Origin of the sequence: Bacillus sp. GC_Bacil_1, assembly GCF_026540675.1 — a bacterium.
Lineage (GTDB): Bacteria > Bacillota > Bacilli > Bacillales > Bacillaceae_G > Bacillus_A > Bacillus_A cereus.
On sequence record NZ_JALNUG010000005.1, the window covers coordinates 266,794 to 278,948 of the forward strand.

A 12,155-nucleotide genomic window follows, 5' to 3' on the forward strand; every position below is an offset into this window, starting at 1 on the left:
CTTCACCCAGTTACTTATTGTAACACGCCCGCATTTTTTCATCACATATTTTCTTGTCCGCCCATACACTGAGTGGTAAGCATCATCATGAAGGAGGAATAAATATGTTCTATAATAATCAACCGCCTTATCCAAGGCAACCATTTTACCCTCAACAACAAGAACAAAGATACACAGAACAATACGAAGAACAAGAGTTACAACAGCAAGAACAACAATATGACGAAAACCCATATGCAACAACGCAAAATCAAGAAACTGAATTTCAACAAAATCCATATGAAACACGTCCAAATTATGAATATCCTCAAAATCCATATGCGGTACCACAAAACCAAGAACAACCATATCAACAAAATCCATATGCAGCACCACAAAACCAAGAACAACCATATCAACAAAATCCATATGCAGCACCACAAAACCAAGAACAACCATATCAACAAAATCCATATGCAGCACCACAAAACCCATACACAACTCAACCACAACAACCGCAATACCAACAACAAATGTATCAACCAAGCTACGACGCACGTGTCTCACCACCTAAACCACCAACAATAGATCCAACGCAGCCACAAATTTTACCGCCAGGACCAACATTAGACATTACACAACCACAAATCTTACCACCTGGACCAATTACTGAACCAACACAACAACAAATTCAACAAGTTGTCGGTACACAGTTTTTACCTTTCAAGAAACCCGTACTAGATTTCGTAAAACCATGGGTAGATTACGGTTTAAATGAAGCAAAACATACATCACACGAACACGCATTAACAGAAGTTGCTGCGATTATGTTTTTAGTTGGTAAAGGCTTCAATCCGACGATTGCTCATTATATCGTAGAATCTTGGGAGAAGAATGAACAGTTTTAGGGTTGTTTATTTTATGTTCAGAAAAACTATAAAAGCGTCGCAAATGCCTGTTATACAAGCATTTGCGACGCTTTTTATTTGTTATATTATATTCTACTTCAAAAGGGTATTTCATATTTTTTCACATGTTTTTATATTATTTGTGAGCAAATAATAACCTTTTAATTAAACTGTATTAGATCCCCTTGATAAATAAACATTCCCCTTCCATTTGTTGAACTTGTGTTCTAAAAATATACTTTCATATTATATAGTTTCATTTCGTTTCATAGGTCTTATTAAATACGTCTTTATTTGATAAGGTTTTTCTACGATATCACTACTTATTATTAATTCGTGGCTGTTTTTATTCTTGATATTAAGACTGTTTTTATGAGCATTTCGTATAAGTATGATGTAACTGATTAAAGCTATTTTCAAAGACGACATATCGGCGATACTTTATGTCTATTTCTTATAGGTGTTAGCAAGTTCGTTTGCAAACTTGTTAGCACTTTTTTATATTTCTTCTATAAATAAATGCCCCTTAATATAATCTAAATTTTATATATTTACTTTTCTTCTATTTATCTTATAATCTTAATTGGGAGAGGGAGGAAAATATATATATGTCTAAAAATGCAAATGTACTATTAAGTCAAATCAAGATAGTAATTGAAATTACAAAAAATAAACAAAAAGAAAAAGAAGATCCATTCTATGAAGATTTACTAAAACGATTAAATCGTTTAGCTAATTATCTGCAAAGTAACGATTATACTAATGACGGATTAGAATCTCGTCGAATTAAAGGCGCAGTGAGAGCCTATACTGATACCGGTCTCGTAAAAAGCTTTGACGACCCTCTACTTATTGAATTAGATAAATTAGAGACTATGCTAAATGAAAATTAACAATTCCTTTCAAAGTATATTAATTGTAAATAAATAAAAATAGACCACCTATTACAGGTGGTCTATTAGAATCTTGGGAAAAGAATGAGCAGTTTTAAGGGTGTTTATTTTTAAGTATCTAGAACACTCGCTAAGTTTAAGGAGAACTTAACAGACATGCGTCCGGCATAATGCCATGTCCACACCCAAGGATCGGTTACATAAAATAACGTATCTAACATCGGAAGTCTATTGGTCTTTCCCCCTTATAGTAACACTCTCTTCTACTAAGACCTTTTCTTTCTAGGGCCTACAATTAATTTAATCGCTGTTCTTTCTTCATTATTGATAGAAATCTCTTGAAACGCTGGAACAAAAGCTAAGTCAATACCACTTGGAGCGACGAACCCTCTTGCAATCGCAATTGCTTTAATCGCTTGATTTATAGCTCCAGCCCCAATCGCTTGAATTTCCACATTACCACTTGTTCTTAGTACACCCGCTATTGCACCCGCGACTGAATTTGGGCTTGATTTTGAAGATACCTTTAATATATTTTCCATGTAAGTTGCTCCTTCTATTATTTAATCTCTCTTTCGTTACAATTTTAAATATTTTAGCGTATCTTTAATTACTATTCACACCAAAAACAAACGATGCTTCATATGTATATTTATTCTATATTTTCTGACTTCTTCCTGCCCAGCTACACAAATAAAAAAATAAACTAAATAATCTAATATACATACGATTAAATATCATAACTTCACCAAACGATAACATCCAAACAGCAAAAGATAATATTGCTGTTTGTCAGACGAAATTAATATAGTAAAGTGAAACTTTACTCAGTGGGGGTTTTGTTCATCCCCCAACTAACTTCTTTGCTTTCACTGAATTTTGAGATGGGGGTCTTACTGCCCGGAAAATAGCGGGATAAACGTTTCCTCGTTACTTTAATCCATTTAGAAATCCCATTCATTTTTCTATCAAATTATGAACCTTATCATCTTCAAAAAGTGTTACAGGTAATACCCCAATACTATATTTCATCATTTGAGCACTTTCTATTCTAAATCTATCTCCTTTTATAGTACAAGCATACACGCCAATTGTGATTCATTTTCATAAACTATTATGTGTTTTACATTTATTAAGAATAGGAGGTAATATATTGGGTTCATACTATCATTCTTCAAACTCGTATAAAAAATGCTCATGTAAATCTTCTTCCAGTTCAAATAAAAAATGTTCATGTGACCATTCAAATAAACGAAGCTGTCCTGCATACGGAACTTTTTGGCAAACTGAATTTATAACTGTTCCTTTTGGAAACCCTTTTCCATTTAATCACGTTGGACCTTTAGCTGGAGGCGTTTCCTTACTAAACCCTACTACTATACAATTTAGACAAGCTGGTGATTATAGAGTTTCGTTCATTTCCAGTATTAATACTACTTTAAATCCTGTATTTCCACATATCCCAGTCATAACTATATTTTTAAATAACAATCCACTTGCTAATAGTCAAGGTGACTTCGCTATTCAAATGAATACTTCATCAAATAACGAATGTCTTCAACTCGTTGGCGAAACGATTGTTACAGTGCCAGCTAATTCAACTCTTCAACTTAGAAATAATAGTGGCTTTAATCGTCAAAGTATTGTAACTTGTGACAATGGTATAAATTCAGTTGAATTAACAGTTACAAAACTAAGTTAATATTATTTCTTCACATTCAGATGCTATTTCAGCATCTTTTTTTATTGAATAACAGTTTTCTTCGACTTTTATTATCTCTCATCACGCAAAAAAAGTGCAGAATTCTTTCTAACACAAGATTTCTGCACTTTTATATTATGCTTATTTATTCTTCCTTATTTCTCTACATAAACCGACTTAACAATCGTACGATTATATGGTTTTCCTTCTTTATTCATCCCTTTTATATCCATCGTAACGTTATATACTCCCGGTTGTTTTATATCTTTCAAAGCACCTGTAAATGTATTCGTATTAACATTTTGTAATTCATTAAATTCAGAGACTAACTTACCTTCTTTATTAACGACTCTTACTGTTATGGATAGATCCCCTTTCATTTCAGGTGCCACTGGTGATTTTTTCAGTTTATACTCAGGTTTATTTACTTTAACCTTTGTAGGCATTTGAAGAACAAATGGCGCGTCATTCTTGTAATCGCTTACAACTAAATATGCATCTTTCGACTGCTTCGCCATCATTTTGATTTTCCATTCGCCTACTTCCAATTTATCAAACTTGAATGTTCTAATTGTCGCCCCATTAAAGAAAGATTCGCCTTCACCAGTAGTTATAGCGCTATCTTTGTTTGCATAGATTTTTCCTTTTGGAGATACCATTTGTACTTCTACATCAGAAGAAGCAGTTAGTACAGAAACTATTCCTTCAGCCTTTTTATCAACAGAAATACTTTGCTCTATCCACTGATTTTGTGGTAATTCGCCTCCTAAAATATTTTGATTTGAAGTTGTATTTAATTGTTCTAGATTTTCATTTGAACTAGTGCTGGATGCTACTAAAGCTGGTAATCCCACATTTGTCGTACGTAAATATGGTTCAATTCGTGCAAAAACAGCTGATCCTTTTCTTATATTGTCATGATCAAATCTGGAATCTGTAAATAAATGTGTACCGTACGATAGCTTCGCACTCCATTCATTTACTAGTCCATCATTTGAACCGTACGACGATAAATATAACCCGCCCATAGATAATGCAGAAAATGTTGGCCCCCAGCTAGTCCCAGTAGCCGTATAGTAACGGTTTAATTTAGCTGCTGGGTTGTTATCTATTGTTGAACGAAACTTTGCCATTTCACCTATTTGTAACGAATACGTACCATCATCTTTTTGACCTAATATAGAAGCAAGCCACCCTGCCCACCAACTATATGATAAATCTGCTAAATTTGAGCCGTGATGCGGTGTAGCAAGTGTAATAACATTTCCAACAAATCGATTCGCACCATATTCAACTAATGCGGCTTGTGTATCAATACCACCTTTACTATGCGCTACAATATTAACTTTTTTACCGAAATGATTATATATTTCTTCAAGTTTTTGTGCTAACAATTTTCCGTTATCCCACTGACTAGCCGAACCTTTCCCAGCAGCATCATACAATTGTATAAACACTGTTTGATAGCCTGCTTTTAAAGCATAATCATACATATCATTTATATCATGATATACTGTCTTTCCATACCAACTATCAGCATTACCATTTCTTCCTTGTACAAAGAGAATTGGCGGTTTATTCTCATCATAATTAGCAGGTTTTTGGCCTAAAAACCATTCTCCAGGTGTGAATACTTCTGTGTCAGGAAACCCCTTTCCAAGCTCTTTTACAACTTCTGCCTGTACATTTGTGCTAATCGTTGGAGCCATGATAAAAAATACAATTAGTAAGACCACAAATCTTCTCATCAGTCGCATATTACTCCCCCTATTTTTTTGAAAGAAGGTGTTCTTTATAATATTTTTATATTTTCCCTTCCTTAATAATAGCTAATCTTTTATTTTAAAAAGATGTTAGCCCTATTTTTAGAAGGTTACTAGTTGTGTACCCTCTTCCTTAACTCTCGTTATTCTCTTTGTTTCTACCTCTTCCTTTTGATAGAATACGACAAAAAAGTTTCTCAATAATTGTTAACTTCGCTACATCCAGATATTTTTTAAATCATTATTGTTTATATAAAGCATACAAATCTTGAAAAAATTTTAGTAAAAAAACATTTTATTACTAGTTAGTTATTTAAAAATATAATAAAGATATGTACTTTCTTTTCATTAAATACAAACTAATTTTAAAGGAGCTTATATTATAAGACTTTCCTACGATTAAAAATTAAACTGAAATTTCAGAATATAAAATCACATTTCCAGAAATATATATTATGATAATTTCCGCGCACTTGAATTAACTTTTTAGAAGTACTAACCTATCGGTGAGCAGAAGAAAATTCTGTAAAAAGAAAGGAGAATACTTTATGATGACTAATTTACAAAAGGAGTTTTTTAAACGCTTAAAAATTCCTGCAAAAGAAATAACATTTGATGATTTAGATGAAATTCTCTTAAAAATGGGAATGATTCTCCCCTATGAAAATCTTGATATTATGGCTGGTACTATTAAAAATATCTCAAAAGATAACTTAATAGAAAAGTTACTTATTCAAAAACGAGGTGGACTTTGTTATGAATTAAACTCCTTATTGTATTATTTCTTAATTGATTGTGGGTTTCAAGTATACAAAGTAGCCGGTACTGTTTATGATCTGTACGATAATAAATGGAAACCCGATGATGGTCATGTCATTATCATATTAAGTCATGAGGATAAAGATTATGTTGTGGATGCAGGTTTTGCATCTCATCTCCCTTTACGTCCAGTACCTTTTAACGGAGAAGTCATCTCCTCTCAAACAGGAGAATATCGAATTCGTAAGCGAAATACTCGAAAAGGTACGCATATTTTAGAAATGAGAAAAGGAGCTAACGGAGAATCTACAAGTTTCTTACAATCTGAACCTTCAAACGAATGGAAAATAGGCTATGCTTTCACTGTAGATCCAATAGATGAGAAAAAAGTGAATAATATTCAAAAAGTGATTGTAGAGCATAAAGAATCTCCTTTTAATAAAGGAGCTATCACTTGTAAATTAACTACTTATGGTCACATATCATTAACAAATAAAAATTATACAGAAACCTTTAAAGGCACCAAAAATAAACTACCAATAGAATCTAAAGATTATGCTCGCATTCTTCGTGACTCTTTTGGAATAACGCAAGAGAAATATGTAGGAAAAACACTAGAAAGAGGCTAGTTGACTACAAGTATTTCATAATAAAGCAGATTCTATATTTAGAATCTGCTTTATTTTATATTTTGTTATAAATTAATTTAATTTTGTTGTTACCCTTTAATTTTCAATTATATATTCATCATCATATTTATCGTATTGTAACCCTTTCCCTATCTTTGATTCTGTAACTTGATCTCTTAAAAACGGTGCAGCATCCATTTTGCTAGTTGCAATTTCAATTCCATATTTTTTCGTTAAATGAGCTAACTCTATTAAAAACCACTCTCTTCGCAATGTAACTGGAATATCCAATGTTTTTCTTTTCATATATAATAGCACCTCTTTTATTTTCATAGCTTAAAAACATCACTGGATGCACTTATTAAAACTACCTTTCACCTCTAACATCCAATGAAACATTATAGTATATGCATGTCCATTTCAAACGTGCTATCACAAATATGATATTTAAGTTTACATAATTATATTATGTAATAGTAGAAAAGGAAGGCATGTCCCTCCCCCTTCTACTATAGAGATTTAAATTAAGAACATCTTGGTACACCTAAAGCTAAAAATAAACCTGCTACTCCCGCAGTAATCGGTACTTTTAACGTAATAACATCGTCTACCTTCGTTACTAAAAAGTAAGCATTACCTTCTTGTAATATACAAGTTACTAACAATTGAAATTCCATTCAAATCTCCTCCTTTCAATCGATATACTATAATTTATGAAATATCTTTCAAAAAGTAATAGGAAATATATCTATTTTTCTCTATATACAAAATAATCGTTTATAAGTCTAGTAAAAATATTAATTTTCTAAATTTATATAAAACGTGTAATATCCAATAAGTTCCTATATAATCAATAAGAAAAATCTTACAAATGCAGGTATGAAAATGGCGATTTTGAGTAATATTGGTGCAGCTTTATTTTCTATTGCTTTTATTCTTTTAATCTTATGTATCATTTCATTCTTTAAGAAAAATGGAAAAGCAAAACAATATGGATGTCCTACCGTTATTCTTTTTATGATTTCTATTATATTAATAACGACCGGTACAACAAAATCGGAACACCCCGTCGTCGAGTTTTTTTCTACTTTAAGTTTCATTCTATTTATATTCTTCCTTGTTATAGCAATCTTATCTGTAATTAAGAAAACAGGTGTAGCGAAAAAACAATTTATTATTACAGCCGTATTATTTGTCATTTTTGTTGCGCTATTAGTTATTTCAGCTCCTTCTTCTGAAAAAACGACAGCAACTAGTACAAAAGTTGCCTCTAACAATGAAGAACAAAAAAATAGCGAACAGAAAAAAGAGCTAGAAAAGAAAGAGGCGGACGAAAAAACTCAAAAGCAAGAAGATGAGAAGCGTCAAGCCGAGGAACAAGCTCGTAAGCAAGAAGAACAAAAACGACAAGCTGATGAACAAGCTCGTAAACAACACGAAGAACAAAAACGTCAGGCTGACGAACAGGCTCGTAAACAACAAGAAGAGCAAAAAGCACAGCAAACTCAAACACAACCCGCTTCAGGAAATACTAGTAGTGCATACTACAAAAATTGTGCTGCAGTTAGAGCGGCTGGGAAAGCCCCTTTACATAAAGGACAACCAGGTTATGACTCACATCTTGATCGTGATGGCGATGGAGTTGCATGCGAAAAATAGTAATAAAAAAGAAGCTTCTAGTAAGCTTCTTTTTTATTATCAGAAACTATTACGACGAATTCCCCTCCCACTTCCTTTTATAAAATTCATTTTATTATCCTTAAAACTGACACATAATAAGTGATTTCAATCACCACATTGATTTTCATTTATCGCTATTCTTAATTTAGTTATTACATTCAAACTTTATGGAGGCGTTCATATGAAACATGCATTTACTGAAACTTCTATTGTCGGTGAGATCGTTACACAATTCCCGAAAGCTAGTGATCTTTTTAAATCATATAGAATAGACTTTTGTTGTGGTGGTAATAAACCACTTATTGATGCAATTCATGAAAGAAATTTATCAGCAACAGAAGTACTTACAGAATTAGATACACTTTATAATAATACGAAACGATTAAATGAATCTGAAATTGATTGGAAAAATGCTTCTTATCGTGAATTGATTGATTATGTTATAAATAAGCATCATCGCTATTTAAATGAAGAATTACCACAGTTAAGTCCGTATGTGACGAAAGTATTACGCGTCCACGGAGCAAGTCAGCCTCACTTAGCTCAAATTCATAAGCTATTTCACGAATTAAAGATGGAATTAGAACAACATTTAATTAAAGAAGAAACAGAAGATTTTCCATTAATTTTAGAATTTGAACAAAATCCAATTGAAGAAAACTATGTGAATTTACGTAAAGTAGTAGATAAGTTGGAAAATGAACATAACCACGCAGGCAACATTATTAAAGAGCTTCGTAAAGTTACAAATGACTTTACTCCTCCAGAAGGAGCTTGCGGCACTTATCGACTTGTTTACCAACGCCTTGAAGCACTAGAGTCTGATTTATTTGAGCATATTCATTTAGAAAATAACATTTTATTTCCACGTGCAATTACGAGAGTATAAATCAAGTGCAGGACATGAGTATACATACTTATGTCCTGTTTTTTCATTTGGTAAAGAATATACACATCCCTCTCGAATAAATCCGAATTTTAACAATTTGTGAATCATTATAAAAATGTGATAAATATCACATCTCCCCTTTTTTGGATTTTCTATAATAGAAATATAATCCTTTGTTCAACATTTCACAGAAAAAGGGGAAACGAAAATGAAAAAACGTTTAGTTATGATCGGAAATGGTATGGCTGGAATACGCTGTATGGAAGAAATATTAAAACATAATAGTGATTCATATGAGATTACTATTTTGGGAGATGAACCGCATCCAAACTACAATCGCATTATGCTCTCTCACGTTTTACAAGGCAAAACAAATATGCAAGATATCATTATGAATGAATACAGTTGGTATGAAGAAAACGAAATAACTTTATATACAAACGAAAGAGTTCAAATTATTAACCGAGAAGCAAAAATCATTATCACAGAAAAAAATCGTACTCTTACATATGACAAACTCATTATCGCAACAGGTTCTAGTGCTTTTATTTTACCTGTTGAAGGTTCTACTCTTCCTGGTGTAACAGGATTTCGAACAATTGAAGATACACAATTTATGATAGACACCGCTAAAGAAAAGAAAAAGGCCGTTGTTATTGGTGGTGGGTTACTTGGTTTAGAAGCCGCAAGAGGTCTTATTGACTTAGGGATGGACGTACATGTTGTTCATTTAATGCCAAACTTAATGGAGCAGCAACTAGATACGAAAGCAGCTTCTCTATTACGCGAAGATTTGGAAGCGCAAGGCATGAAATTTCTAATGGAAAAGAAAACTGTAAAAATTCTTGGTACAGACCATGTTGAGGGCATTCAATTTGAAGATGGTGAAGTTGTAGATTGTGATTTAGTCGTAATGGCTGTCGGAATACGCCCAAATACGCAAATAGCAAAAGATGCTGGTTTAATTGTAAATCGCGGTATTGTAGTCAATGACTATATGCTAACAAATGATGAGTCCATTTATGCAGTTGGAGAATGTGCAGAGCATGACGGTATCGCATATGGACTTGTTGCTCCTCTTTATGAACAAGGTGCGATATTAGCAAAACATATAACAAATTTACAAACTGATGGATATTCGGGCAGTATCGTCGGTACGCAATTAAAAGTTGCAGGTTGTGATTTATTCTCTGCTGGTCAAATTTATGAAGATGCTCAAACGAAAGCAATATCAATCTTTGATGAATGTAAACGTTCCTATAAAAAAGTATTAATTCGTGACAATAAAGTCATCGGTATCGTTTTATATGGTGACACAGCTGACGGAACACGCCTCTTTAGCATGTTAAAGAAAGAAGAAGATATACAAGAATATACAGCCGCTTCTCTTCTTCACAAAGCTGGTGAAGAAAGTGAACTTAACGTTGCTACTATGAGTGCTGATGACACGATTTGCGGATGTAATGGTGTTACGAAAGGTACAATCGTTCACGCCATTTTAGAACAAGAGTTAACGACTTTTGAAGAAGTTAAAGGCTGTACGAAAGCCGCAGGGTCTTGTGGTAAATGTCGTCCGCTTGTGGAACAAGTTTTATCTCATACACTTGGAGATGCTTTTGATGCCTCAGCGCAATCTGCCGGTATGTGTGGATGTACACCTTTATCCCGTGATGAAGTCGTAGCGGCCATTCACGAGAAAGGCTTAAAATCTCCAAAAGAAGTACGAAATGTTCTTGGTTTTGCACATGAAGACGGCTGTTCGAAATGCCGCCCTGCTTTAAACTACTATTTACGTATGGCGATTCCAGAAGAATATGAAGATGATAAATCGTCCCGTTTCGTTAATGAAAGAATGAATGGTAACATCCAGCACGATGGTACATTCTCTGTTATTCCACGTATGTACGGAGGCGTTACAACAGCAGACGATTTAATGAAAATTGCTGAAGTTGCGAAGAAGTATGATGTTCCACTTGTGAAAATTACCGGTGCAAGCCGAATTGGCTTATACGGTGTCAAGAAACAAGATTTACCTAACGTATGGGCTGACTTAAATATGACTTCTGGATATGCGTATTCAAAATCTCTTCGTAATGTAAAATCATGTGTTGGCTCTCGTTTTTGCCGTTTCGGTACGAAAGATTCATTAGGACTTGGTATGTTGCTTGAACAATCATTAGAAATGGTAGATACACCTCATAAAATGAAAATGGGTGTAACTGGTTGTCCGCGTAACTGTGCGGAAGTACTGACGAAAGATTTTGGCGTTGTTTGTGTCGAAAATGGATATCAACTTTATATTGGCGGAAATGGTGGTACAGAAGTACGTGAAGCTGATTTTGTAATGATTGTCCCTACTGAAGATGATGTCCTTCGCATCGCTACAGCTTACATGCAATATTATCGTGAAACTGGTATTTACGGAGAGCGTACTGCCTACTGGACAGAACGTTTAGGCTTCGATCACATAAAAGAAATACTGCAAGATGCAAATATGGTTACTACGTTAAATGAACGTTTCCAAAAAGCTCGTGGCACATATAAAGAAGCATGGGGACAAGCACTAGAAACGAAATCATTAAAAGCGATGTATGAAGTAGAAACTGTGAAATAAGGAGCTGTGACCTATATGATACAAACGAAAGAAAAAATAAAAGTTATGCGTGCAGAAGACCTTCCTATTCAAATCGGTAAAGAGGTGCAAATGAAAGGTATGTCTTTCGCCCTATTCCGCCTTTCAAATGGCGATATTCGAGCTGTAGAAAATCGTTGTCCTCATAAAAACGGGCCATTAGCGGAAGGTATTGTATCTGGAGAATTCGTCTTTTGTCCACTACATGATTGGAAAATTTCACTACTAACAGGTGAAGTTCAAAAACCTGATGACGGTTGTATTCAAACGTATGAAGTAGAAGTTATTGACGGAGATATTTATATATACATGTAATTTACA

At 33.6% G+C, this 12,155-nt stretch carries 12 protein-coding genes; 8 read left to right on the forward strand and 4 right to left on the reverse strand.

Going from position 1 to position 12,155, the window contains the following annotated elements; genetic code table 11:
• The first annotated feature begins 104 nt into the window (after window positions 1-104).
• Together OXT04_RS10505 and OXT04_RS10510 are read left to right on the forward strand one after the other, a co-directional pair.
• Window positions 105-887 (forward strand): hypothetical protein, encoded by a 783-nt coding sequence (locus tag OXT04_RS10505; protein WP_267414333.1) that lies wholly within the window; start codon window positions 105-107, stop codon window positions 885-887.
• Window positions 888-1,495: 608 nt separating this feature from the next.
• Window positions 1,496-1,780, forward strand: a complete 285-nt coding sequence (locus tag OXT04_RS10510; protein ID WP_023521790.1) for a hypothetical protein — start codon at window positions 1,496-1,498, stop codon at window positions 1,778-1,780.
• 266 nt (window positions 1,781-2,046) lie between these two features.
• Here the strand turns inward: OXT04_RS10510 and OXT04_RS10515 are convergent, their stop codons facing one another.
• Window positions 2,047-2,322: a stage V sporulation protein S gene (locus OXT04_RS10515; RefSeq protein WP_000427801.1), complete on the reverse strand. Its 276-nt coding sequence runs from the start codon at window positions 2,320-2,322 to the stop codon at window positions 2,047-2,049.
• A gap of 611 nt (window positions 2,323-2,933) precedes the next feature.
• Here OXT04_RS10515 and OXT04_RS10520 point away from each other — a divergent pair.
• Complete coding sequence (locus OXT04_RS10520; RefSeq protein ID WP_000536160.1) at window positions 2,934-3,482, forward strand: hypothetical protein; 549 nt, start codon at window positions 2,934-2,936, stop codon at window positions 3,480-3,482.
• A 155-nt stretch (window positions 3,483-3,637) separates the two neighbouring features.
• On the opposite strand, the gene OXT04_RS10525 is transcribed toward OXT04_RS10520, so the two are convergent.
• Window positions 3,638-5,239 carry an esterase/lipase family protein gene (locus OXT04_RS10525; RefSeq protein ID WP_001238730.1) on the reverse strand — a complete coding sequence of 534 codons (1,602 nt, stop codon included), beginning with the start codon at window positions 5,237-5,239 and terminating at the stop codon, window positions 3,638-3,640.
• Window positions 5,240-5,793: 554 nt separating this feature from the next.
• Here OXT04_RS10525 and OXT04_RS10530 point away from each other — a divergent pair.
• A complete protein-coding gene (locus OXT04_RS10530; RefSeq protein WP_000988904.1) occupies window positions 5,794-6,633 on the forward strand; it encodes an arylamine N-acetyltransferase family protein in 840 nt (279 codons plus the stop codon).
• A 96-nt stretch (window positions 6,634-6,729) separates the two neighbouring features.
• Here OXT04_RS10530 and OXT04_RS10535 read toward each other — a convergent pair whose 3' ends face one another.
• Window positions 6,730-6,939 (reverse strand): hypothetical protein, encoded by a 210-nt coding sequence (locus tag OXT04_RS10535; protein WP_000824207.1) that lies wholly within the window; start codon window positions 6,937-6,939, stop codon window positions 6,730-6,732.
• 218 nt (window positions 6,940-7,157) lie between these two features.
• On the reverse strand, window positions 7,158-7,310 hold the full coding sequence (exsG, locus tag OXT04_RS10540; protein ID WP_000395679.1) for an exosporium protein ExsG: 153 nt from the start codon (window positions 7,308-7,310) through the stop codon (window positions 7,158-7,160).
• Between the two features lie 208 nt (window positions 7,311-7,518).
• On the opposite strand from exsG, the gene OXT04_RS10545 reads away from it, so the two are divergent.
• The 4 genes from OXT04_RS10545 to nirD all read left to right on the forward strand — a co-directional run bounded on the left by OXT04_RS10545 (window position 7,519) and on the right by nirD (window position 12,149).
• Complete coding sequence (locus OXT04_RS10545; RefSeq protein ID WP_097877413.1) at window positions 7,519-8,292, forward strand: excalibur calcium-binding domain-containing protein; 774 nt, start codon at window positions 7,519-7,521, stop codon at window positions 8,290-8,292.
• Window positions 8,293-8,494: 202 nt separating this feature from the next.
• A complete protein-coding gene (ric, locus tag OXT04_RS10550; protein ID WP_267414339.1) occupies window positions 8,495-9,202 on the forward strand; it encodes an iron-sulfur cluster repair di-iron protein in 708 nt (235 codons plus the stop codon).
• A gap of 208 nt (window positions 9,203-9,410) precedes the next feature.
• Window positions 9,411-11,816 (forward strand): NADPH-nitrite reductase large subunit, encoded by a 2,406-nt coding sequence (gene nirB, locus OXT04_RS10555; protein WP_061661178.1) that lies wholly within the window; start codon window positions 9,411-9,413, stop codon window positions 11,814-11,816.
• 15 nt (window positions 11,817-11,831) lie between these two features.
• Window positions 11,832-12,149: a nitrite reductase small subunit NirD gene (gene nirD / locus OXT04_RS10560; protein WP_000616683.1), complete on the forward strand. Its 318-nt coding sequence runs from the start codon at window positions 11,832-11,834 to the stop codon at window positions 12,147-12,149.
• Window positions 12,150-12,155 lie beyond the last annotated feature (6 nt).

Coding starts and splice junctions, on each gene's coding strand:
- ric (WP_267414339.1), top strand. CDS start 8,495: ATGAAACATGCATTTACTGAAACTTCTATTGTCGGTGAGATCGTTACA.
- OXT04_RS10545 (WP_097877413.1), top strand. CDS start 7,519: ATGGCGATTTTGAGTAATATTGGTGCAGCTTTATTTTCTATTGCTTTT.
- nirB (WP_061661178.1), top strand. CDS start 9,411: ATGAAAAAACGTTTAGTTATGATCGGAAATGGTATGGCTGGAATACGC.
- OXT04_RS10530 (WP_000988904.1), top strand. CDS start 5,794: ATGATGACTAATTTACAAAAGGAGTTTTTTAAACGCTTAAAAATTCCT.
- exsG (WP_000395679.1), bottom strand. CDS start 7,310: ATGGAATTTCAATTGTTAGTAACTTGTATATTACAAGAAGGTAATGCT.
- OXT04_RS10535 (WP_000824207.1), bottom strand. CDS start 6,939: ATGAAAAGAAAAACATTGGATATTCCAGTTACATTGCGAAGAGAGTGG.
- OXT04_RS10515 (WP_000427801.1), bottom strand. CDS start 2,322: ATGGAAAATATATTAAAGGTATCTTCAAAATCAAGCCCAAATTCAGTC.
- nirD (WP_000616683.1), top strand. CDS start 11,832: ATGATACAAACGAAAGAAAAAATAAAAGTTATGCGTGCAGAAGACCTT.
- OXT04_RS10525 (WP_001238730.1), bottom strand. CDS start 5,239: ATGCGACTGATGAGAAGATTTGTGGTCTTACTAATTGTATTTTTTATC.
- OXT04_RS10505 (WP_267414333.1), top strand. CDS start 105: ATGTTCTATAATAATCAACCGCCTTATCCAAGGCAACCATTTTACCCT.
- OXT04_RS10510 (WP_023521790.1), top strand. CDS start 1,496: ATGTCTAAAAATGCAAATGTACTATTAAGTCAAATCAAGATAGTAATT.